The sequence below is a fragment of the Rhodohalobacter barkolensis genome (assembly GCF_002834295.1).
Classification (GTDB): domain Bacteria; phylum Bacteroidota; class Rhodothermia; order Balneolales; family Balneolaceae; genus Rhodohalobacter; species Rhodohalobacter barkolensis.
Map to the genome: position 1 here is coordinate 32,859 of NZ_PISP01000005.1, position 21,694 is coordinate 54,552.

Annotated in this window: 23 protein-coding genes; 15 read left to right on the forward strand and 8 right to left on the reverse strand. The window is 42.2% G+C overall.

What is annotated here, in order from left to right; translation table 11 throughout:
- The first annotated feature begins 7 nt into the window (after window positions 1–7).
- The 10 genes from CWD77_RS13180 to CWD77_RS13225 all read left to right on the forward strand — a co-directional run bounded on the left by CWD77_RS13180 (window position 8) and on the right by CWD77_RS13225 (window position 9,439).
- Window positions 8–634: a thioredoxin family protein gene (locus tag CWD77_RS13180; protein ID WP_101074053.1), complete on the forward strand. Its 627-nt coding sequence runs from the start codon at window positions 8–10 to the stop codon at window positions 632–634.
- Between the two features lie 18 nt (window positions 635–652).
- Window positions 653–1,840: an aspartate aminotransferase family protein gene (locus tag CWD77_RS13185; protein ID WP_101074054.1), complete on the forward strand. Its 1,188-nt coding sequence runs from the start codon at window positions 653–655 to the stop codon at window positions 1,838–1,840.
- A gap of 200 nt (window positions 1,841–2,040) precedes the next feature.
- Window positions 2,041–3,090 (forward strand): PA0069 family radical SAM protein, encoded by a 1,050-nt coding sequence (locus CWD77_RS13190; RefSeq protein ID WP_101074055.1) that lies wholly within the window; start codon window positions 2,041–2,043, stop codon window positions 3,088–3,090.
- Between the two features lie 152 nt (window positions 3,091–3,242).
- The gene (locus tag CWD77_RS13195; protein WP_101074056.1) at window positions 3,243–3,824 is read left to right on the forward strand and encodes a thioredoxin family protein; all 582 of its coding nucleotides are present in this window, start codon (window positions 3,243–3,245) and stop codon (window positions 3,822–3,824) included.
- A gap of 6 nt (window positions 3,825–3,830) precedes the next feature.
- Window positions 3,831–4,475 (forward strand): pyridoxamine 5'-phosphate oxidase, encoded by a 645-nt coding sequence (gene pdxH / locus CWD77_RS13200; RefSeq protein WP_101074057.1) that lies wholly within the window; start codon window positions 3,831–3,833, stop codon window positions 4,473–4,475.
- Window positions 4,476–4,491: 16 nt separating this feature from the next.
- The gene (trmB, locus tag CWD77_RS13205) at window positions 4,492–5,169 is read left to right on the forward strand and encodes a tRNA (guanosine(46)-N7)-methyltransferase TrmB (protein WP_101074058.1); all 678 of its coding nucleotides are present in this window, start codon (window positions 4,492–4,494) and stop codon (window positions 5,167–5,169) included.
- 93 nt (window positions 5,170–5,262) lie between these two features.
- Window positions 5,263–5,850, forward strand: coding sequence for a TetR/AcrR family transcriptional regulator (locus CWD77_RS13210; protein ID WP_101074059.1), 588 nt, complete (start codon window positions 5,263–5,265; stop codon window positions 5,848–5,850).
- Between the two features lie 12 nt (window positions 5,851–5,862).
- Window positions 5,863–8,364: an acyl-CoA dehydrogenase gene (locus CWD77_RS13215; protein ID WP_101074060.1), complete on the forward strand. Its 2,502-nt coding sequence runs from the start codon at window positions 5,863–5,865 to the stop codon at window positions 8,362–8,364.
- A gap of 158 nt (window positions 8,365–8,522) precedes the next feature.
- Entirely contained in the window at window positions 8,523–8,735 is a 213-nt protein-coding gene (gene rpmE / locus CWD77_RS13220) for a 50S ribosomal protein L31 (RefSeq protein WP_101074061.1), read from the forward strand.
- A gap of 68 nt (window positions 8,736–8,803) precedes the next feature.
- Window positions 8,804–9,439: an MBL fold metallo-hydrolase gene (locus CWD77_RS13225; RefSeq protein WP_101074062.1), complete on the forward strand. Its 636-nt coding sequence runs from the start codon at window positions 8,804–8,806 to the stop codon at window positions 9,437–9,439.
- A 13-nt stretch (window positions 9,440–9,452) separates the two neighbouring features.
- On the opposite strand, the gene CWD77_RS13230 is transcribed toward CWD77_RS13225, so the two are convergent.
- Genes CWD77_RS13230 through CWD77_RS13240 form a run of 3 tightly spaced genes read right to left on the reverse strand, consistent with a single transcriptional unit; the run spans window position 9,453 to window position 11,899 of the window.
- Entirely contained in the window at window positions 9,453–10,079 is a 627-nt protein-coding gene (locus CWD77_RS13230; protein ID WP_101074063.1) for a hypothetical protein, read from the reverse strand.
- A gap of 28 nt (window positions 10,080–10,107) precedes the next feature.
- Window positions 10,108–10,623, reverse strand: coding sequence for an LptE family protein (locus tag CWD77_RS13235; protein ID WP_101074064.1), 516 nt, complete (start codon window positions 10,621–10,623; stop codon window positions 10,108–10,110).
- The gene (locus CWD77_RS13240) at window positions 10,610–11,899 is read right to left on the reverse strand and encodes a sigma-54 interaction domain-containing protein (protein ID WP_101074065.1); all 1,290 of its coding nucleotides are present in this window, start codon (window positions 11,897–11,899) and stop codon (window positions 10,610–10,612) included. The genes CWD77_RS13235 and CWD77_RS13240 overlap by 14 nt, the downstream gene beginning before the upstream one ends.
- A gap of 232 nt (window positions 11,900–12,131) precedes the next feature.
- Between CWD77_RS13240 and CWD77_RS13245 the strand changes: the two genes are divergently transcribed.
- The 5 genes from CWD77_RS13245 to CWD77_RS13265 all read left to right on the forward strand — a co-directional run bounded on the left by CWD77_RS13245 (window position 12,132) and on the right by CWD77_RS13265 (window position 16,516).
- Complete coding sequence (locus CWD77_RS13245) at window positions 12,132–12,698, forward strand: RNA polymerase sigma factor (protein WP_101074066.1); 567 nt, start codon at window positions 12,132–12,134, stop codon at window positions 12,696–12,698.
- A gap of 2 nt (window positions 12,699–12,700) precedes the next feature.
- On the forward strand, window positions 12,701–13,408 hold the full coding sequence (locus CWD77_RS13250; protein WP_101074067.1) for an early set domain-containing protein: 708 nt from the start codon (window positions 12,701–12,703) through the stop codon (window positions 13,406–13,408).
- Between the two features lie 62 nt (window positions 13,409–13,470).
- Window positions 13,471–14,652, forward strand: a complete 1,182-nt coding sequence (locus CWD77_RS13255) for a glycogen-binding domain-containing protein (protein ID WP_133120238.1) — start codon at window positions 13,471–13,473, stop codon at window positions 14,650–14,652.
- An 11-nt stretch (window positions 14,653–14,663) separates the two neighbouring features.
- Window positions 14,664–15,551: a hypothetical protein gene (locus tag CWD77_RS13260; protein WP_101074069.1), complete on the forward strand. Its 888-nt coding sequence runs from the start codon at window positions 14,664–14,666 to the stop codon at window positions 15,549–15,551.
- A 143-nt stretch (window positions 15,552–15,694) separates the two neighbouring features.
- Entirely contained in the window at window positions 15,695–16,516 is an 822-nt protein-coding gene (locus tag CWD77_RS13265; RefSeq protein ID WP_101074070.1) for a DUF4382 domain-containing protein, read from the forward strand.
- Window positions 16,517–16,661: 145 nt separating this feature from the next.
- Here the strand turns inward: CWD77_RS13265 and miaB are convergent, their stop codons facing one another.
- From miaB to pyrE, 5 genes are all read right to left on the reverse strand, one after another.
- Window positions 16,662–18,023 (reverse strand): tRNA (N6-isopentenyl adenosine(37)-C2)-methylthiotransferase MiaB, encoded by a 1,362-nt coding sequence (gene miaB / locus CWD77_RS13270; protein ID WP_101074071.1) that lies wholly within the window; start codon window positions 18,021–18,023, stop codon window positions 16,662–16,664.
- A 156-nt stretch (window positions 18,024–18,179) separates the two neighbouring features.
- Entirely contained in the window at window positions 18,180–19,529 is a 1,350-nt protein-coding gene (locus CWD77_RS13275; RefSeq protein ID WP_101074072.1) for an autotransporter outer membrane beta-barrel domain-containing protein, read from the reverse strand.
- A gap of 73 nt (window positions 19,530–19,602) precedes the next feature.
- Complete coding sequence (locus CWD77_RS13280; protein ID WP_101074073.1) at window positions 19,603–20,460, reverse strand: FKBP-type peptidyl-prolyl cis-trans isomerase; 858 nt, start codon at window positions 20,458–20,460, stop codon at window positions 19,603–19,605.
- Between the two features lie 32 nt (window positions 20,461–20,492).
- Window positions 20,493–20,972: a hypothetical protein gene (locus tag CWD77_RS13285; protein WP_101074074.1), complete on the reverse strand. Its 480-nt coding sequence runs from the start codon at window positions 20,970–20,972 to the stop codon at window positions 20,493–20,495.
- Window positions 20,960–21,628, reverse strand: coding sequence for an orotate phosphoribosyltransferase (pyrE, locus tag CWD77_RS13290; protein ID WP_101074075.1), 669 nt, complete (start codon window positions 21,626–21,628; stop codon window positions 20,960–20,962). The genes CWD77_RS13285 and pyrE overlap by 13 nt, the downstream gene beginning before the upstream one ends.
- Window positions 21,629–21,694: the final 66 nt, after the last annotated feature.

Sequence of the window (21,694 nt, forward strand, 5' to 3'; positions counted from 1 at the left end):
AATATTTATGACAGAAGTAAAAACAGCACCTATCACAAGAGAAGTACTGGATAATGCTTACACATACGATCAATACAGAAAATTGATCGATAAACTTATGGCCGAAAAGAAAACTACCGGAGAAAATCACTCCGAGGCGATGCTTCACTACACCAAAATGAACACGTTTCGCATGAAGCGTCTCGATAAAACAACTGAGCTTAATCCTGAATTGAAAGAACGTTTGAAGCAGGTTGAGCGACCGATGATCTGGCTTTTGCTAACGGAGGCTTGGTGTGGAGATGCCGCGCAGATATTACCTGTACTGCAAAAAATGGCCGATCAGAACGAATTGATTGAGATGAAGTTGATATTGAGAGATCAGCATCTGGATATCATGGATGAATTTTTGACCAATGGAAAAAGCAGGTCGATCCCGAAACTGGTTGTTCTGGATGCAAATTCGCATGATGTCTTAGGGGATTGGGGACCGCGTCCGTTCGAAGCACAGGAGATGTATGATAATTGGCGATTAAATGATGGAGAAGATTATCGGGAAATCTCCGAAACGCTTCATAAATGGTATGCGGATGACAAAACCGAATCAACGCAAAAAGAGTTGTTGCCGCTAATCGATCGATGGGAAAACGGGTAGATCCTAAAAGAACAGAGCATGTCGGAATTATCAGACTCATTTTATAAGCACGTAGCTCAAACCAGCGACTTTCCAATGGGGCTGGAAATAGATCATGCTGAGGGTTGTCATATCCATACAAAAGATGGAAAATCGTACCTGGATTTGATATCCGGAATAGCTGTGAGCAGTTTGGGACATCGCCATCCGAATGTGATCGATGCGATCAAAAAGCAGCTGGATAAACATCTGCACGTGATGGTTTACGGTGAGTATATCCAGGAACCGCAGAGTCGTTTCGCCCAGCTGCTGACTGATCAGCTGCCTGATTCACTTGATCGCGTCTACTTTGTGAATAGCGGAACGGAGGCCAATGAAGGAGCGCTTAAGCTGGCTAAAAAGTATACCGGCCGACATAAATTTGTAGCATTTAAAAACAGCTATCACGGGGATACCCACGGTTCGCTGAGCGTGACCGGCCGGGACGTGTATCGTAATCCCTACAAGCCACTCCTGCCCGATGTTCATTTTATCGATTTTAATGATCCTGCCGGATTGAGCATGATTGATGAAAAAACTGCTGCGGTAATCATGGAACCGATTCAGGGTGAAGGCGGTGTGATTCCAGCGGATAAAGAGTGGTTGAAACAGATTCGCAAGCGATGTGATGAGACGGGAGCCCTTCTCATTTTTGATGAGATTCAGACTGGATTTTTTAGAACGGGATCGCTCTTTTCTTTTCAATATTATGATGTTATACCCGATATCTTATCTCTTGCCAAAGCGATGGGCGGCGGTATGCCTATGGGAGCCTTTGTCTCATCATCAGAAATATTTGAAGAGTTTAAACACAATCCGCCTCTGAATCACGTCACCACATTTGGCGGACATCCTGTCTGTTGTGCGGCCGCCCATGCAAATCTGGAAACTCTTCTCAGTGGTGACTTCTCTTCAAAGGCAAAGATGATCGAAGAGATGGCAAGGGAGATTTTAATTGGAGATGGAATTGATGAAGTACGTGGCCGTGGAGGAATGATCGGCCTTCAACTTCGGGATTCTGATCTTACACAAAAAGTTGTTGATGAATGTTTTAAAGAAGGAATTATCCTCGGCTGGACCCTGCACTCCAACTCGCTCGTTCGTATTGCTCCACCACTGATTATTGAGCAGGATTTACTGAATGATGCATTGCATACAATTCAGTTTGCCGTCCAAAAATTCGCTTAACGTTTGGTTTCTCGCAGATTTTTCCGCAGAGTCTCGCAGAATTTCTGCGTTAATCAGCGTACATCTGCGAGAAAAAAATCTGATTTACATTCTCTCTTCGTGAATCTTAGAGCTCTACTCTTTATGTGGCAAAGGAGTGATATGCTCCTTGATTAATCCCGGATTAGCTCATACATTATACATGTATAGAATATGTGTATATGAGTCAGCCAATCAAAGGGCGGGGATCCGCTCAAAATCCAAAAAATCGATTTCTGAAAACGAATCTCGAATATGAGATCGATTCGGAAACCGGTCAGCTCAAGAAGCCAAAAACTCAGCTTCTGAAGGACCATACAGCCAACGTTATATCCAAAAACCAAAGTCCGGATATTCCATTTGATGTGGGCCTGAATCCATACCGGGGATGTGAGCACGGATGTGTATACTGTTATGCACGACCAACACACGAATTTCTGGGAATGAGTGCCGGACTTGATTTTGAATCAAAAATTGTAGTCAAATACAACGCCCCTGAACTGTTGAAGAAATCGCTGGCTGATCAAAACTGGAAACCTCAGACGCTGGTGATGAGCGGTGTAACAGATCCTTACCAACCCATTGAAAAGGAATTAGAAATTACCCGTCGTTGTGTTAGGATTTTGGCAGATTGTCTTCATCCTCTGGGGATCATTACCAAAAACTACCTGGTGACCCGTGATATCGATTATTTGAAAGAACTGGCTGAAATCGGTGCTGTGCGGGTAACGATTTCGCTGACCTCGCTCAGGCCTGAAATCACTAACGTTATGGAGCCTAGAACTTCGCGTCCTGCCCGAAGACTCAAAGCGATTGAAGAGCTCACTCAAGCCGGTATCCCGGTGAATGTGAATATTGCTCCGATTATACCGGGATTGACAGATGATGAAATTGTACCGATGATGGAAGCGGCTGCCAGTGCCGACGCCTCATCGATGGCATACACAATTGTCAGGCTCCCGTATGGGGTGAAGGATCTCTTTTCAAAATGGCTGGAGGATCACTTTCCCGATCGAAAGGAGAAGGTCTTGAACCGAATAAAAAGTTTAAAAGACGGTCAGCTAAACCGTTCAGAATTTGGGGAGAGATTTCAGACTGTGGGGCCATATTCCAGTCAGATCAAACAACTTATTCATATTCACAAAAAGAGACTGGGTTTGGATCAGCCGGTTCCTCCTCTTAATACTTCAGAATTTAAACGCCCATCAAACGGGCAGATGAATCTTTTCTGAAGAACATTTTGATCGTTCATCTATCATAATTCAGGATTGAATCAGAAACGGTCTGACTATTTTAATATCTTCAAATCGAATTATTGAATGCATCAAGCCGATGAACTGTTAAGAAAGCAGAACAGAAATTCAATTTAAATGGAGATTTCAACATGTCAGCAGTTAATTCAACTATGTTAGAGCTTGGAACAAAGGCTCCCAAATTTTCACTTCAGGATACGGTGACCGGGAAAACGGTTCAGCTAAAAGATTATCGGGGTAATAAAGCTTTGTTGGTGATGTTTATCAGCAATCACTGTCCGTACGTGAAAAAAATTAAGGAGGGGCTGACGGAGTATGCAAAAGATTATCTCCCGAAAGGAGTCGGAATTGTAGCTATCTGCTCGAATGATGTTGAAAATTATCCCGATGACAGTCCGGAGAAGATGAAAGAGGATGCGGCCAAGTACGGATATCCTTTTCCTTATCTCTATGATGAAACTCAGGAAATGGCGAAAGCCTATAAAGCGGCATGCACCCCGGACCTTTTTCTGTTTGATGAAAAACATGAGTTAGTCTATCGCGGACAGTTCGACAATAGTCGGCCGGGCAATGATGAACCTGTTACAGGAAAAGATCTGCGGGAAGCAACCGATCAGGTACTTGCAGGAGAAGAAGTACCGGAAGATCAGACGCCAAGTATTGGTTGTAATATTAAATGGAAAAAGGGCAATGAACCGGAATATTTTGGATAATCTGTTATGACAGATATTAAAATTGCAGATTTACGTAAACAGTATAAAAAAGGAGGTCTCGTGGATCTTGACCTTCCGGATAATCCGATTGAGCTTTTTCGAAAGTGGTTTGAAGAAGCCGTTGAGTCTGAAGTTGTGGAACCCAATGCAATGGCGTTGGCAACCGTTACCGGGGCCGAAACACCAAATGTAAGAATGGTGCTCCTGAAGGGATTGGACGAATACTCAATTTCTTTTTTTACTAACTATGAGAGCCAAAAAGCTAAGGAGCTGAATGCTTATCCTGTTGCAGCTTGCACAATTTGGTGGGCAGAACTGGAGAGACAAGTCAGGTTTAGCGGTAAAGTAGAAAAACTGACTGCAGCTGAGAGTGAAGACTACTTTCGATCCAGACCCAAGGAGAGCCAGATAGGTGCATGGGCCTCAGATCAAAGTAAGCCGATTGCTGATCGAACCGAGTTGGAAGCCAGATTCAAAGAGATTGAAGAAAAATTTGAAGGTGGTGAGATACCCAGGCCGGATTATTGGGGTGGTTATAAAATCATCCTTGAAACGATTGAGTTCTGGCAGGGAAGGCCAAGACGACTCCACGATCGGATACTCTATCAGCAGAGTTCCGGCAAATGGAACAGACAACGGTTAGCACCATAATTATTTAATAAACGGGATGGCTAAGAATAAACTTCAAAAATTTGAGGATGTAGATCGATTCTCAAATGTTTTTGAATACACAGATTTTGATAACGGTACACCGAAGCCGAAAGGATCCTGGCATAAGGAGATATTCAAAAACAGTAACCCAATCGTACTTGAACTGGCTTGTGGTAAGGGAGAGTACACGGTAAATCTTGCCCGACAAAATCCGGATAAAAACTTTATTGGGATAGATAAAAAAGGGTGGCGTTTATGGAAAGGTGCAAAACAGGCACTCGAGGAACCGTTGCCGAACGTGCATTTTATGCGAATCTACATCGATCACCTGGCAGACTATTTTGAAAAGGGCGAAGTGGACGAAATCTGGATCACATTTCCTGATCCTTATCTTAGAGATTCACAATCATCCAAAAGACTAACCTCACCAAAGTTTTTAAGTATTTACAGGAAAATTCTCTCCCCGAATTCCACCATACATTTAAAGACAGATTCAGATTTACTGTACGATTTTACCTTGGATACGATTACATCGGAAAGGTGTGAAATTGAAGAAAAACTGGATAATGTTTATCAGGAAAAACCGGATGATCCTGTACTGTCTATCAAAACCTTTTATGAGAAAAAACATCTTCAAGAGGGAAAAACTATTCATTATGTCTCTTTTAGGCTGAACGGCTCCGCAAGTGAGTAAACATCGATATTAACATTTTAGGCTCCGGTATTGACATTCTAATGAGATTTGATAAATTGATACTGTGAACTTAACAGTGTTAACCTGAGTTGTATGTCTCTAAGAGAAGAAATTTTAGAAGTAAGCAAAGAACTTCTGCTGAAACATGGATTCAGCAAAATGTCGATGCGTAAGATTGCCAGGAAAGCAGACGTTACAGCTACAAGCATCTATCTGCATTTTAAAAATAAAGATGATCTGCTTCTAGCATTGGTCGAAGAGAGTATTGCGAATTTAACCAAGGTTTTGAGAGATGCACTGGATGAGGTTGCCAGTCCGGTCGAGCAGCTGGAGTCTTTGGCAGATGCCTATGTTGGGTATGCACTGGATAACCCACAGGAGTACGAAATTATCTATATGGTTCGCCCGGAAGAGATGCCGAAATATCCTAAAGAGAAATTTCAGCATATCAGGCAGATTTATGAGCTTTTGGCAGGAATTATTCAGCGTGGAAAGGACCAACAGCTTTTTGATGTTGAGGACCCGCTTGTAAGTGCCTATACACTTTGGGCACAGATTCATGGAGTTGTTTCTGTAATTCTGGGTAAGCGTCTGGATACCCGAATTTCGAATGAACGGTTTTTGGATCTAGCCAAAGATCACATCATACAAGGATTTATTATTCAAAAAACACCCGCTTAAAAGGAGTCAGTTATGGAAGCTTTAATCGATCAACTAGGATTTTTTAATGAGATGGCCACATGGGCTGTTTGGACAGGGATTGTTCTCGTCTTTTTAATATTTGGATTTACCGGAGCGCCCCTATGGATCTGGGCGGTAGCTGGTCTGGTGGCATTGGCCGGTTTGGGAGCTCCCGTCTGGCTAATATCAACATTCCTGGTTTTAGCTATCATTTTTAATGTTAAGGCGATCCGCAGAGTATTGCTCTCCGGCCCGGTTATGAAGTTGTTGGAGGCATTGAAAATACTCCCGGCAATTTCAGAGACGGAACAGACTGCTATTGACGCAGGTACGGTATGGGTTGAAGGTGAGCTTTTTTCCGGTAGTCCGGATCTGAAGAGAATGAATAGTGAGGCCTATCCTGATCTTACCAAAAAAGAGCGTGAATTTATGAATGGCCCTGTTGAAGAACTCTGTTCCATGGTGTCTGACTGGGAAGTTTTTCAGCGAAGAGGTTTTGATGATAAAACATGGAATTTTATGAAAGAAAAGCGCTTCTTCGGTTTGATTATACCGGAGGAGTATGGCGGATACGGTTTTTCAGCAAATGCTCACAGTGCTATCGTTGCTAAACTCGCCTCCCGCTGCGGACCACTCGCTACAACCGTAATGGTTCCGAACTCTCTTGGACCTGCTGAACTACTAATGCACTACGGTACAAAAGAACAGAAAGATCACTACCTGCCAAGGTTGGCTAAAGGAGAAGAGATTCCATGTTTTGCTTTGACAGAGCCGAATGCCGGCTCAGATGCGGGCGGAATGCAAAGTCATGGCGAAGTATTTAAGGGTGATGACGGTAAGCTATATTTGAAGTTGAACTGGGATAAGAGATATATCACTCTTGCCGCAATTTCTACTGTAATCGGTTTGGCATTTAAGCTGTCCGATCCGGATGATTTACTGGGCAAAGGCAAGTATTTGGGAATTACCGCCGCTTTGGTGCCAAGTGACACCGAAGGTGTAGAATTAGGTAAGCGTCATGATCCTTTGGGAGTTCCGTTTTACAACTGCCCAACCCGTGGTAAGGATGTGGTTGTACCTGTTGATGCTATCATCGGAGGAGTTGAAGGAGCCGGAAATGGCTGGAGAATGTTGATGGAATCGCTGGCCGTTGGTCGGGGTATATCACTTCCGGCACAGGCAATTGGCGGGGCCAAAACAGCAACCCGTGCGGTAGGAGCCTATGCGCTAATCCGTAAACAGTTCGGTCTCAATATCGGTAAATTTGAAGGTATTGAAGAACCCATGGCCAAAATTGGCGGATATACTTACATGATGGATGCTGCCAGGGGTTACATTTGTGGTGCATTAGATAAAGGGGCAAAGCCGGCTGTAGTAACTGCTATTGCTAAATATAACTTCACTGAACTGGGTCGGGAAATTGTGAACGATGCAATGGATATTGTAGGTGGTGCCGGCATTTCTATGGGACCCCGAAATATATTTGCTCACAGTTATGTTTCCATGCCCATTGCCATTACGGTTGAAGGTGCAAATATCCTCACAAGAACTCTTATGATTTTCGGTCAGGGGGCAATTCGAAGCCACCCTTACGCACTGAAGGAGATCGAAGCGTTGATGAATAAAGACGTAAAACAGTTTGATGACGCATTCTGGAAGCATATCGGTCATGTAGTTAAGAATTCAGTTCGATCACTTCTACTCAGTGCAACTCGCGGAAGATTGGCCTCCTCACCGGTGAGCGGGCCTGCTGCAAAATACTATCGTAAGCTCGCGTGGGCATCAGCATCATTCGCGTTTATGGCAGATATTGCACTTGGCTCATATGGTGGAGCACTGAAGATGAAAGAGAAACTGGCCGGGCGTTATGCAGATATTCTAAGCTGGATGCTTTTAGCGACTGCAACATTGAGACGATTTGAAGCAGAAGGCCGTAAAAAAGAGGATGAAATATTCCTGCACTGGTCTATGCAGCATGCTTTCTACAGAATTCAAAAGGCATTTGATGAAATTTATTCAGAGATCGATGTTCCCGGTCTTAGCTGGCTCTTTAGAGGTCCGATTGGTTTATGGTCTCGAATGAACCGGATTGGGAAAAAACCATCTGATAAACTAGGTCAAAAAGTTGCTCAGGCAATGCAAGTTAGGGGCGATCAGCGAGATCGGTTGACAACAGGAATATATGTGCCTGAATCAGCTGATGAAGCACTTGGCAGGTACGAATATGCAATGAAAGTGGTCGAAGACTCATTTCCGGTCTACAAGAAATTGTATAAAGCAACCAAATCGGGTGAGATCAAAAAAGCACATGTTCTCAAACAGATCGAACCTGCACTTGAAAAAGGGGTTATTACGAAAGAGGAAGCTGAAGTTGTTCGTAAGACCGAAGAGGCTCGCTTCGATGCTATATTAGTGGATGAATTTACCCTGGAAGAGTATAACCGATCTGCAGTATCTGAGGGAGAAATTCCCATGGGATATCGTAAAGAGGATGGCGAAACTGTATTGGTTTAAGCCAATAGAGAAGGTCCGGAGTAATTTTGATGGTTTCAAAATCTCCGGATTGTTTTCAACTAGTGATTGATTTCATTTTTAGCTAAAGGATTGCAAAAGCGTGGATGATCCCGTATCTTTGACTTCTATTGAAGTTTCAACCAACGCCAGATCAGATTATGAAAAAAGGAATTCATCCCGATTACAAGGAAATCACAGTAGTTTTAAGTGATGGTACTGAGATGACTACAAGAAGTACCATGGACGTATCCGATGGTATCTACAAAAGTGAGGTAGATTCTAAAAACCATCCGTTCTACAATAAAAATCAAAAAATTACACAAAAAGCAGGTCGAATCGATCGTTTCAACAAACGATACGCAAAGAAGTAAGACCTCTTTTATCAACAATTTTAAAGGATGTAGTGATTGTCATTACATCCTTTTTTATTTGCTTTCCCATGGAGATTAAACAGTACACCGTAGGGCCATTCGCCGAGAACACCTATCTGCTAACCGTTGATCAAAAAGCCATTTTGATCGATCCGGGATTTTTTGATCCCAGAGAGTTTTCTGTATTTAAAAATGATCTTAAGGAGTCCGGTGCAGATTTGATTGCTGTCTGCCTGACTCATGCTCATGTCGATCACATCATGGGGCTCGATAAGGTGCTGAAAGAGTTTGATGTGCCGGTTTACCTGAATCACAGTGATCTCTATTTATGGAAAAACTACCCCGATCAGGCAACTCGATTTGGTTTCAGAACATCGGGATTTGATTTTACTCCAAAAGAGCTGGCACAGCAAAAGGATTTTTCAGTGGGTCCGTTCTCATTTGATGTTCTCTTCACTCCGGGCCACTCTCCTGATCATGTTTCTCTCTATTTTCCGGATCAAAAAACTTTAATTGCCGGAGACACGCTGTTCAGGGAAAGCATTGGCAGAACGGATCTGTATAAAGGAGATTTTGATCTGTTGGCTCAATCGATTCGGGAGAAGCTATATACTCTGCCGGACGATACAAAAGTGCTTTCAGGTCATGGACCGGCCACCAGTATTGGATACGAAAAGTCCCACAATAACTTTGTGAAAGGATAGGATATCAGGAGAATTACTTCTCTTTTTTATTTTGGGTTACTTTTTGCTGAAGCCTGAAAATTTGCTCATCGTAATACTCCTTTTTTGAAGAGTTGGTTCTTCGAAGTTTTTTAAAGGTTTCAATTGCACCTTTGAAATTCCCCTGCTTTTCATGAATTACCGCCAGTGTTTCGGTAACAATATCATCTACTTGATTACTGGCTTCACTTAAATCCGGTTGCTCATCATCCGATAAATCAGGTTTGATGCGTTTTTTCTCAGCAGAAGAGAGTTTTGCAATGAGTGAATCGAGATCCTGAATGGGATGCCCCCTGTCGTTATGGTTTTGTCGTTTAAATGGTTCGCGGGTTCGTTCGGGTTCCCAGGCCTCAAAATGGTGAGGGTGTGCCATCATATAGTGAAGCCTCTCCATGAGCTTACTGCCGGGAGCATGAATTTTAGCCTTCAGTGCTGCTTGAACGGCTTCTGCTTTCTGATTATTCCGATGATAGAACCAAGCCAGAAAAAAATACCCTATCGCACCGGAATTTCTTTTACTGATGTGATTCTCCAATCGTTCAATGGCAGTCTTCGGGTCTGTTTCGAACTGCTCGACATAACTTTGTAGAGATTTAGGTATTTGTTCTGCCGTTAATTGCATGACCAAAAGTATGTAAAGAAGAGATGATTTACCAATTGCTTACAGCATCATTGAACATATTATTGGCAATCTGTTGAAGAGCGGCTTCTGCTGCTTCTATTTCACCGTCTACAGGGTTCTCCAATGTGTTGTAAGTAGCATTTCCGCTAAAGTTTTTATTCCAAAGAGGCTCGTCATCTTTTTGATACTGAAACGTTGCCCGTACAGTAATTTGAATTTCGTTGATATTGGCTTGTTCATCTCCACGTACACTAAAGGGGCGGTTCGTGTAATTTTGAATGGCACCTTCAACATACGCATCTGAAGACTCCTGATCATTCACGAGAGACAACCGACTCTGGTTCACAAAACGATTGATAAGAGCCTGGTTCAGGCGGTCGCTTAAATCGCCAAGACCACTTTGAGACTGGTCAGGAAAAAAAGGAATGTGAATGGTTCGTACATCGGAAGGGATGGACGTGCCGGTAAAACTATAACTGATACATCCTGCTATCGATAAACAGAGTGCCAGTATAATTAATAGATGCTTTTTACTGTAAATCATACTGATCCAACTTTCTGTAAAGAGTTCGTTCGCTGACACCAAGTGCATCAGAGGCTTTTCTTCGGTTACCTTCAAAGCGTTTTAATGCCTGTTCAATTAGAAATTTTTCAGCTTCTTCAATGGAAGGAATCTCTTTGTCAGAGAAGAAATCCTGAATAATATCATGGTCTTCATCTTCCTGCGGTTCAGCCGGTGTTGAGATTCCCAGAGAGTCTTTATCTGATGAATCGCGATAAATATGGCCTGATATGTCATTCGGATCAATATCGCGTGGCACGGCACTTGGCAGAGCTTTGAGCTCTTTATCTGAAAAAGAAGAGTAGACAAACTTTGCCAACATCTTTTTCAGATCGGAAATATCTCCTTGCATCTCTAATAATGCTCGATAGATGATCCCCATGTCTGTTCCGGAGCCGCTTTCAAAATCATCATCCTCATCGTCTGTAAACTCTTTTCGAGAGAGAACCGGAAGGTTATCCGTAGATCCGAGATGTTGTCGACCTTTCAGATATTTTTGAAGTCGATCTTTGTCAATAAACTGTGATTTCTCGAGTACAACGAGTTGCTCAGCTACATTACGAAGTTCGCGAATGTTACCGGGCCACCGGTAGGAGATGAGCAGATCCTTGGCTTCATCTGAGAATCCCTGGAAAACAGAATCATATTTTGATGAGAATTCAGTTACAAATTTTCTGAATATGGGTATGATATCGTCCTGGCGATCGCGAAGTGGTGGAAGTTTAATTTTTACGGTGTCGAGTCGGTAATAGAGATCTTCACGGAATTTGCCATCCTGTACAAGCTCCCATAGATCTTGATTAGTAGCTGCAATTACGCGCACGTCTGCGGTAAACATTTTACTGGAGCCAACTCTAAAAAATTCGCCGCTTTCTAAAACACGAAGCAGTTTAACCTGAATATTTTTGGGTGTATCACCGATCTCATCCAAAAAAATGGTGCCGCCATCCGCTTTTTCAAAATAACCTTTACGCGCTTCGTGAGCACCGGTAAATGAGCCCTTTTCATGACCAAATAGTTCACTTTCAATAATGCCCTCAGGGATTGCACCGCAGTTTACGATCACCAAATTATTACGATTTCTTTTACTCAGTGAGTGAATAGCACGTGCGGTAACATCTTTCCCAACTCCACTTTCACCCTGCAGTAAAACGGTAATGTCCGTTTTAGAAATCTGCATGATTTTGTCAATCACCTGCTTAATAGCCGTCGATTCACCGATAATTCCGTATCGCTCTTGTAATGCTTCTCTGTCCATAATATGTCTTTATTATTTAGACCTTAAAGGTAATAAAGTTCTGATTCTTGGCATAGAGTGGATTTGATTATCAATGAAAGATAGTGGATAATTATAACTTGAAACTTTCGGAGCAGTTTAGAATTCAATTATACATATCGTTATTTGTAAAAATTTTGTAACCAATGATTAATTAAGTCGTCATACTTACATTAATAGCTTGATAGGGGCGACATTATGAGTAGTAATCTGAATGAGTAGATCAGTTCAAAACGAAGATTTTCGACTTATTAATAGAATTCTGAATGGAAAACAGGATTTATATGAGATTTTAGTTGAAAGATACTCATCGATGGTTTTTCATGTAGTACGCCGATTTGAGAAGGATGAGGATGAGGTAGAAGAGTTGGCTCAGGAAATTTTTGTTAAAGCCTATGAGAAACTTCATCAGTTCAATGAAAATTCGAAGTTCTCTACATGGCTTTATACGATTGCAATGAATCACTGTCGTGATTATGCGAAAAATGTAAGAAGAAAGAATCAACGATTCAGTGAAATGGAATCAGGATTTTTAGATTCCGACCTTATTGAGCAGCAAACTCCTCACTTGAAGATGGAGATCAAAGAGTGGGGGCGCCTGTTAAAACAATCTTTATTGAAACTATCGGATGACTACTCGCAGCCGTTTTTGATGAAGTATCGAGACGGAATGAGTTACAAAACAATGTCTGAAGAGACCGGTGTATCGGAAAGTGCTTTAAAAGTGCGGGTGCACCGAGCTCGAAAAGAACTTAAATCACTACTGGAAAATAAGGTGTAATCATGAGTAAAGAGAATTTAAAAAAGGATGAGCTATTTAGGCTTTTTCTGGATGGGGAACTGGATGATGAACAGGAGAGCCGGGCATTACATATGATTGCCGATGATCCTGAATTACGATCGATGCTCCATTTTGAGCGGACACTAACTCAGTCATTTGCAAGTGACCCAAATCCGGAGTCATTTGCTGTCCCCGAAAATTTCAGCAGCTCGGTGATGAACAGGATTTCTTCTGAACATGAAAATAAAAAAAGGCCTTCAAAAATAGGGATGTCACTGTTTGAGCCTAGAAAAGTAACCCTGCGTCCCATTTATGCTGCAGCCGCAGTCATTTTATTTACGTTCAGTTTTGGCTATCTCTTGCTGAATGAACAGGATCGGTCAGAGTCAGATATTGCGTCAATGGTTGGTGAGGATCAATCAGTACAGCTTGTATCTGAACAGGAATCCGAAGTATGGATTCGTTTTGTCTACTTTGACGAAAATGCAGAATCGATTGCAGTTGCCGGAGATTTTAGTGATTGGGATCCGGTAAATCTTTCGAGGGAGATCATTTATGATAAAATTGTCTGGACCGGTATGATTCCCGTGGTTAGAGGAGAGCATGACTATATGTTTGTAAAAGATGGAGAAGAGTGGCTTACAGATCCGTTAGCCGATGTACAGCGTGATGATGGATTTGGTAATAAAAATGCCGTGCTATTTATATGATTAAATGGCTGCCGGCAGTAATATTATTAGCTTTAATTCCATTAACAGGCCTTAGCCAAAGCTTGGATAAAATACTTTTGCTTGATTCCAGAACGGGGTATACGACCAATTCATATCTAAACCCAATGCTTTCCGAATGGAACCGCGACATGAATACCGGTTACTCGACTTTAACTCCAATGGGTAACATTTTCCTGAGTAGTGGGAATTTTTCATCCGACCTGACAGCCGGAGCATCCTACAGCAAGTTTTTGGATGATAATGATGATTGGTCATCCCTTTTTATGTTATTGAACTCAAATTATCGGCTGAATGACAGATTCAGTGCCGGAATTGAAACGGGAGGAAGTTACTATTCAACACTGGTTGATCGATCAATTCTTTGGATTCAACCTGTTCTTAGTTTCTCTCCTTCGCTGTTTACAAAAATCAACCTGAAAGCCGGATCATCATTCAGAAAAGAGAGCGGTGATATCGACACGGAGTCATCAGGATTTGAACAGTTCAATAACTACAGTATTGAGTTTGAGACCTGGCCTACTTTCAAATGGCAGTTAAGAGCAGGTATATTTGGTGATCTGGATAATCCTGCAGAGAGCCTTGGAGCTCGCATCTCCTCAGATTTTAATATCTCAAGAAACTGGAATTTGAACCTTCGTACCGGATTGGAACGATACAGGTTTCAAATAGTGACAGATGGAGGCGGAGGAGGTGGTTTCCCTCCAGTTGGCGGGCCCGGAAACGAAGATACTAAAGAAGATGAAGCAGATATTTTGTTCAGAGGTTCGGCAGGAATTAAGTATCAGGTTAATCCAACTCTTGAAATGTCAGTAAACACAGATTATTTAAATTATTTGTCCACGATCACAGAGGAATCTGTATCAGATATTCATGCTTCCATAGGTTTTCGAGTAACCTTATTCAATAGTAATCGTCATACTAGTGGAGCCAATGTTGAGCTGAGTCAAAATGGTTCTCAAACCATCTTGTTGAATTTAAAGTATAGCGGAGATGGGCAATTATATATAGTTGGCGATTTTAATGACTGGGAAAAGCCAGGTATTCCACTTTCTAAACAAAGAAAGTCACGATTTGTAGCTCAGCTTTCGTTGGAAGCCGGAGCGTATGAGTACAAGATTTTACTGATTGAAGATGGCGAAGAAAAGTGGCTTGAGCTATCTGAAGATACATTTACAGTTTCGGATGGTTTTGGTGGAGAAAACGGATTGATTTTTATTGATTAAGTAAGATAACTATGAATAAAAGATACAGACATATCAGAAAAGGGGTCCTTTCTTTGGGGTTGGTACTTCTTCTACTGTTTCCTGTCAACATATTTGCACAGGAAACATTATCAGGCTTATTGGAGCGGGCAACTGCATCCGGAATTGAGCAAGATAGAATTGCGGAAGTTCAAAGCCGTATAGAGTCACACGGTTTGAGTGAACAGGAGTTTATGAAAATACTGCAGCCGGCCGTTGAAATGGCAGGGGATAACTTGCCGTATGAAATGATTTTTGAAAAAGTATTCGAAGGAATATCGAAAGGTGTTTCGGTTCAGCGGATGTCTCCCGTGTTGTCGTCTATTCGTGATAATGCTTCCAGGTCTGCACAATTGGTGGATCGATGGATGGAGCGCCCTGAAGTAGATCAGTTTATTCAGAAAGAGGAGGGGCGGTTATCCAAACCTCAATATAGAAATGAGATGGTCAAGGCAGGGTCTAAAGCGATGATGCAAAATGTAAATGAGGATGTATTAACAGAAACTCTTAACAATGTTGCTGATGGCAATATGGAAAGAGTAAGGCCTTCCGGTTTACTGGCTGCAATCAATATTTTAAGTGACTTGCCTGATGGGGCAGCGGCAGCATCTGAAAATGCCAAGATTGTTTTAAAAGCGCTACAGAGCGGGTTCGAAGCGGGGGATATGCAAAAATTACCGGCAGCTATGAATATGGCTCAGCGCAGAAGTCAGCTTCCGGCGGCGGCCGTTGGCAAAGGTTTAATGCAGCAGTTAGAAAGAGGATTGCCAAGTGAAAGAATCTTACAAAATTTGTTTAACGGAGAGATTGGGGGTGGCCCACCGGGCAATGTACCCGGAGGTATAAGAAATGACAGGCCGGGAAGACCCGGAGGTAATTAAGTAAAAGGGCGTTTTAAGACGCCCTTTTTTGTTTTTAAAAATTCAAAAAAAAATTGTAACGGATTGGTTCTTGACTCGTCACATGACTAAGTGAAAGATTTTTTCGATAAACAATCTTAATAATAAATCAATCAAATACAGATATGAAAAGTCTATCTAACATATTCAACAAAACATTAATGGCCGTTTTGGCTATAGGTATGTTTGCATTTGTGGGCTGTTCTACAGACAGTACTCCAGGAATGGGAACAATGGAAATCAAGCTTCATGACGCCCCTGCTGACTACGATGAAGTTAATGTCTTTATCGAACGAGTAGAAGTTAATAACTCAACGAACGAGGATGAAGGCTGGCAAGTGATCAGTGAACCCAGTGAGCAGTTCAATCTACTTGAACTGACTAATGGAGTTTTTGAAGTTATCGGTGAAGCTGAATTAGAAGAAGGACTCTATCCGCAAATTCGTCTGATCTTAAGCAGAGACAACAACAATGTTGTTGTAGACGGTGAATCACACGATCTGTTTATACCAAGCGGTAGTCAAACCGGTGTGAAGTTGAACGTAAATGCAGAAATTGAGGAAGGTATTGTTTACACACTCCTGCTCGATTTTGACGCTCTTCGATCTGTACACACTACGGGTCAATCACCAGCCATAGACTATATCCTCAAGCCGGTTATTCGCGCTTCTAATGAAGCTCTTACCGGAAATATCGGAGGAAATGTAAGTCCAGCAGATGCCAGGGCAGCTGTATTTGCAATTGCCGGAGAAGATACGCTTTCATCAACATATGCTGATGAAGAGTCCGGTGAATTTCTGTTGGTTGGACTTGAAGACGGATCTTATGACGTTTCTGTTGAACCGAGAGAAGACGGTTTTGGAAGCGAGTATCTCGAGAATGTTGAAGTTACGGTAGGTGAGACTACAGACCTGGAAACTATTGAGTTAACAGTAGAAGGTAACTAAAGAGTAGACGGTTAAAGTAAGAGACCCGATTTGTAAGAATCAAAGCACTTGCAGTGTGCGAATTGGTTCGAGACAGATCAGAGAACACAAAAAAAAGCTCCGGTTGGTCCCGGAGCTTTTTTTATATCAATATTTAAGTTGGTCGTCAGGCTGTAACTACAGTTTGATTATAAAACTCAGCAATTGAACTTTTACGTATTGGCTTTGCAATCAGGGTAGCGGAAGTGTAGTCGGTAACTTCAACCTCTACGTAATCACCTTTTTTGAAATTCTTTTTGTCGAACACAACCATTTTATTGGTGTCGGTTCGGCCTGAAAGCTGCTCATCTGATTTCTTACTGGTTCCTTCAACCAATACCAGATGGCGTCGGGCCACTTCATCTTTATTATTTTTCTCCTGAATGGCCATTTGCTGTTTAATAATCTCTGTCAATCTTCTCTTCTTTATTTTTTCAGGCACATTGTCTTCATACTTACGTGCGGCAAGAGTTCTTTCACGTTCAGAATATGCAAACATGTATGCAAGGTCGTACTCTACAATTTTCATGAGTGACATGGTTGCTTCGTGCTCCTCTTCGGTCTCATCACAAAAACCTGCAATGATATCCGTTGATAGCGATACCCCGGGAATGATTTCCCGCATTCTGTCAATCAGTTTTAAGTACTGGTCGCGGGTGTAGGGCCGGCGCATTCTCTCCAGCATGGTGTCACTGCCTGCCTGTGCCGGTATGTGAATGTAGTTACAAAGATTCGGGCGTTCAGCAATTAAATGAAGCAGTGGCTCCGGAAAATCTTTTGGATGTGGAGATGAAAATCTGAACCGTATTTCCGGATTTGCCTTGCTGACTTCATCCATCAATTTTGTGAAATCAATGTCTTCATATTGATAGGAATTTACATTCTGCCCAAGAACGGTGACCTCTTTATATCCCTGATCATTTAGCTGGCTGATTTCATCCATTATACTGCTCAACGGACGACTTCGTTCGCGACCTCTTGTGAAGGGAACAACACAGAAAGCACACATATTATCACATCCGCGCATAATTGAAACGAAAGCAGTGACGCCGTTGCCACTGGTTCGAACCGGAGTAATATCAGCATAGGTTTCTTCAAGTGACAGGAGCACATTAACGGCTTTGCGTCCGTCGTTAACTTCTTTAAGCAAATTTGGAATATCCCTGTATGCATCCGGTCCGACAACAATATCGACCAGCTGTTCTTTTTCGATGATATTCTCTTTGATGCGCTCGGCCATGCAGCCCAGAACACCAACTGTTAAGTCTTTCTTCTCTTTTTTAAGCGACCGAAACTCCTTGAGCCGATTCCATACCCGTGTTTCTGCATTTTCACGGATAGAGCAAGTATTCACAAAAATAACATCTGCTTCTTCTGCAGAATGAACGGGACTCATTCCTTCATCCATTAGAATAGAGTTGACTACTTCAGAGTCGGCCATATTCATCTGGCATCCGTAAGTCTCTATGTAAAATCGTTTATCACTCATAACAGCGGAATTGAAAAAGAAAAGTTAATGAAAAAAATAACGGACAAGCGTGACCGTAATAGAGCTTCAAAAGATACAAATTTAAAAAATGGATGTCATAACAGAATCAGGATCTTAATTCTGATTTCGTAGCCTTAAAGGAAGGTGTACGATTTGTTACTCAATTTCACCATCGGGAGTGGTGATGAGTTTGAATATATCTCTGCCGGATTTTTGAGGGCCTGTAAAAGTTCCGTCATTGGAGAGGGTCCAACCGGTGAATGCGATATTGCCGTTAGATAATCCGATAACGGATTCCGCCATTTCATCCAGTTCACCGCCATAGGTGTTCAAATAGTTCAGAGATCCATTTAATCCAAGGCTAACCATAAAAATATCCGTATCACCTATGTTCAGCTCATCAAAGTCTCCATCATTTGATTGTGTTTGACCCACCGCAACAATATCTCCGTTTTCAATTTCAGTAATTCCATTTAATCCATCTGAGTTGCTTCCCCCATACGTGTTGAGCCACTGTACGGATCCAAAATCTGTTGTTTTGAGAACAAAAGCATCATTTCCGCCGCTGTTCGTGTTTTGGAAGATTCCATCATTTGAAGAGGATCGGCCGGCTATGGCAAATCCATTATCTGACGTGGTTACAATTGAGTTTGCTAATTCGGCTCCGGATCCACTGTAGGTGTAAAGAGAATTGAAAATACCATTTGGCTCAAGCTTCATAAGAAAAGCCCCGCTTTCTCCGGGTTGACGCCCACTGAAATCGTTGTCGGAAGATGAGTATGAGCCAACAACGGCAATCTGTCCATTCGGGCCGATGGTCAGATCCATTGCTTCATCATTTTCTGCTCCACCAAAGGTTTCGAGCCAATTAATTTGACCGCTAACATCTGTGAGCATGACAAAAATATCTTTAGAAAAGTTGGAACGACCTGAGAAGTTACCGTTAACCGATCGGGTTGAACCGGTAATCAGGTATCCACCATTTGGACCTTCAATCAGCGCATATCCATAATCTTCGTCTGCACCGCCATAAGTACGAGTCCAGATCAGGTTGCCGTTAGGAGATATCTTAATTAGAAAAATGTCGTTTTCGCCACGGTTCGAATTTTGAAACTGATCGTCATCCGAACGGTTATAGCCGGTAATGACAAAATTACCCTGCGAATCCTGAATGACATCCATTGCCCAGTCGCTGTTGGACCCACCATATGTGTTTACCCACTGTTGTGTGCCGTCAGAAGTGTGTTTAAGTGCAAAAACATCGCGATTACCGCGAGCCTGACCGGAGAAAATGCCATCGTCCGAAGTTGTGGTTCCAACAATCAAAAAACCACCATCTTCTGTTTGTATGATGGTTTTTCCCAAATCGTCGTTGGAGCCGCCATATGAAAACTCGGGCTCGGGATCATCGGAATCTTGAGGAGGTTGCGTGATCGACTCCGCGTCGCACGAAAACATAAAAACTACAAGTAGGAGAACAATTCCCGGGAAGTTGAATTTTCGCATGACGGAATAAATGGTTTTAATCTTTTTGAACCTTATAGGCTGAAAAGAATGATGTTTGTAGTTTTGAGCTAAACTACGTTTCAGTTTGAATAAGTTCCACTTCAAAGATAAGAACTGCTCCTTCAGGGATTCCATTAGGAGTGTCTGTACCATATCCAATATCCGCCGGTATAAAAAGTTCGTAGACCGCGCCTTCACTCATGAGCTGAATACCTTCAGAAAAGCCCGGTATTACTGGATTGGAAGTAACCTCGGGGTCTTGAGATAAATTAAACTGAGCGGTTCCATTCTGTGATTCTTCAAAAACATAGCCATTTGTAAATGATCCGGTATAGTTTACTCTCACCTGGCTGTTTTCTCCGGGAGTGGAACCTGTACCTTCTTCAATCACTCGATATTGTAATCCACTCTCCGTTACCTGCACATCTTCCCGTTCGGCGTTATCGGTCAGGAATTGGCTAGGTTGCTGTAAAAAAGAGTCAAGAGTGATGTCAAAAATGAGAACAGAGCCCGGCCGGATAGGTGTTCCTGGCGGTGGGTTGTCGCCATAACCTAACTCAGACGGTATCACTAATTCATATTCAGATCCCACTTCCATCAGTTGAACTCCTTCATTGATCCCGGATATGATATCATCCGAAAGGGCAAAATAGTCGAGCTGGGTTGTACGAACAAAAACATCACCGTTTATGAGGCGGCCTTCATATTCAACGAAAACAACAGCGCCGTTATACGGATTTTCGCCTTCGCTCTCTTGCAGAACCCGGTACTGAAGTCCGCTGGGAGTAACGGTTACGCCCTCTTTTTGAGCATTTTCTTCAAGAAAATCAGTTTCATCAACCGGTTCATTGGGGTCATTCGGAGAATTTAAACAGCCTGTAAAAAGTAGAAATGCAAGCAGTGCGGGAATAATTTGTATTGAATATTTCATAAAAAAGTTTGGTAGATAATTAGTGTAATGTGTCAAAGTTCTGCTGATGATGGTAATTTTCTAATAGATGTTTCCAGTTCAATAACTTCTGATGAAATGGAGTGTTCGATGTCGTTACCAAGTTGAGGCCCATAGAAATTTTCGTCAGTATATTGACTCCAGAAAGTTCTTTGATGGTCAATTAACGGGATTGACTGGTCAATCAAGTCCGGATCGTAAAACAGAATTTTTCGATGAAGCTCTTCAAAAGCATCATTGATCTGACTTGCAAGTGTAACGATGAAAGGAGAACGATGTTTCGTCTCATCTTCCAGCAAATTTTGAAGACCAAATAGGTCAAGTCTGATTTTATGACAAAGTTCGAGCAGGTCAGTTTTGAAAATAATTTCGGACTGACCGGCTCTTTTTTTGTAGTAGTTGTAATTTCTGATGAATTTCCGGCTTGTTGTAAGGGTTGCAGCAGCTGCTGCGGCCGTGAATTCAATCAGATCGTCGGGGTTTATTTTGGCCATTCCGCCGGATTTTCTCTCCAGGCATTCAACATTTTCAGATCACTCTCTTTGATATAACTCTCTTCAAGGGCCACTTCGATAAGTGTTGCGTAGTCTGTAAGGCAATATACCGGAATGTCTAATTTTGCAAATTGATCGATGGCAGCCTGAAAGCCATAGGTAAATATGCTTAACACTCCACGAACGTCGGCACCAATAAACTGTAGGGCTTCAATAACGGAAACCGCGGAACCGCCGGTTGAGATCAAATCTTCGATGACAATGGTAGACTGACCTTTGTCGACACCACCTTCAATCTGATTGCCTAAACCGTAGGCTTTTGCTTTTGCACGAACATAAGCCAGTGGTTTATCCAGATTTTCTGCAACCCATGCGGCATGAGGAATTCCGGCCGTTGCCGTGCCGGTAATAACTTCTACATCACTAAAATCCTGATTTATGATATCGACTAAAGCTTTTGAAATCTTTTTTCTGATTTTTGGATAGCGTAATGTTAGCCGGTTATCGCAATATATCGGTGAATTCCAACCGGATGACCACGTGAAAGGGTCATTAGGCCGCAGGATTACAGCGTCAATTTCAAGTAGATGCTTGGCCAGTTCCCTGGCAAAGTTTTTATCTACGATTTTATTTATTGTATGTGTTTCTTCTACCATGTTGTTAATGATTCTAAACTCTTGTTTCGTCTTTACAGTTTAGACTGATATTTCAATGTTCAAGTT

Excerpts from the sequence above, each read along its gene's own strand:
- CWD77_RS13225 (WP_101074062.1), top strand. The coding sequence starts at position 8,804 with ATGGAGATTAAACAGTACACCGTAGGGCCATTCGCCGAGAACACCTAT.
- pdxH (WP_101074057.1), top strand. The coding sequence starts at position 3,831 with ATGACAGATATTAAAATTGCAGATTTACGTAAACAGTATAAAAAAGGA.
- CWD77_RS13195 (WP_101074056.1), top strand. The coding sequence starts at position 3,243 with ATGTCAGCAGTTAATTCAACTATGTTAGAGCTTGGAACAAAGGCTCCC.
- CWD77_RS13280 (WP_101074073.1), bottom strand. The coding sequence starts at position 20,460 with ATGAAATATTCAATACAAATTATTCCCGCACTGCTTGCATTTCTACTT.
- miaB (WP_101074071.1), bottom strand. The coding sequence starts at position 18,023 with ATGAGTGATAAACGATTTTACATAGAGACTTACGGATGCCAGATGAAT.
- CWD77_RS13245 (WP_101074066.1), top strand. The coding sequence starts at position 12,132 with ATGAGTAGATCAGTTCAAAACGAAGATTTTCGACTTATTAATAGAATT.
- pyrE (WP_101074075.1), bottom strand. The coding sequence starts at position 21,628 with ATGGTAGAAGAAACACATACAATAAATAAAATCGTAGATAAAAACTTT.
- CWD77_RS13215 (WP_101074060.1), top strand. The coding sequence starts at position 5,863 with ATGGAAGCTTTAATCGATCAACTAGGATTTTTTAATGAGATGGCCACA.
- CWD77_RS13230 (WP_101074063.1), bottom strand. The coding sequence starts at position 10,079 with ATGCAATTAACGGCAGAACAAATACCTAAATCTCTACAAAGTTATGTC.
- CWD77_RS13185 (WP_101074054.1), top strand. The coding sequence starts at position 653 with ATGTCGGAATTATCAGACTCATTTTATAAGCACGTAGCTCAAACCAGC.
- CWD77_RS13275 (WP_101074072.1), bottom strand. The coding sequence starts at position 19,529 with ATGCGAAAATTCAACTTCCCGGGAATTGTTCTCCTACTTGTAGTTTTT.
- trmB (WP_101074058.1), top strand. The coding sequence starts at position 4,492 with ATGGCTAAGAATAAACTTCAAAAATTTGAGGATGTAGATCGATTCTCA.
- CWD77_RS13250 (WP_101074067.1), top strand. The coding sequence starts at position 12,701 with ATGAGTAAAGAGAATTTAAAAAAGGATGAGCTATTTAGGCTTTTTCTG.
- CWD77_RS13235 (WP_101074064.1), bottom strand. The coding sequence starts at position 10,623 with ATGATTTACAGTAAAAAGCATCTATTAATTATACTGGCACTCTGTTTA.
- rpmE (WP_101074061.1), top strand. The coding sequence starts at position 8,523 with ATGAAAAAAGGAATTCATCCCGATTACAAGGAAATCACAGTAGTTTTA.
- CWD77_RS13265 (WP_101074070.1), top strand. The coding sequence starts at position 15,695 with ATGAAAAGTCTATCTAACATATTCAACAAAACATTAATGGCCGTTTTG.
- CWD77_RS13260 (WP_101074069.1), top strand. The coding sequence starts at position 14,664 with ATGAATAAAAGATACAGACATATCAGAAAAGGGGTCCTTTCTTTGGGG.
- CWD77_RS13285 (WP_101074074.1), bottom strand. The coding sequence starts at position 20,972 with ATGGCCAAAATAAACCCCGACGATCTGATTGAATTCACGGCCGCAGCA.
- CWD77_RS13190 (WP_101074055.1), top strand. The coding sequence starts at position 2,041 with ATGAGTCAGCCAATCAAAGGGCGGGGATCCGCTCAAAATCCAAAAAAT.
- CWD77_RS13210 (WP_101074059.1), top strand. The coding sequence starts at position 5,263 with ATGTCTCTAAGAGAAGAAATTTTAGAAGTAAGCAAAGAACTTCTGCTG.
- CWD77_RS13180 (WP_101074053.1), top strand. The coding sequence starts at position 8 with ATGACAGAAGTAAAAACAGCACCTATCACAAGAGAAGTACTGGATAAT.
- CWD77_RS13240 (WP_101074065.1), bottom strand. The coding sequence starts at position 11,899 with ATGGACAGAGAAGCATTACAAGAGCGATACGGAATTATCGGTGAATCG.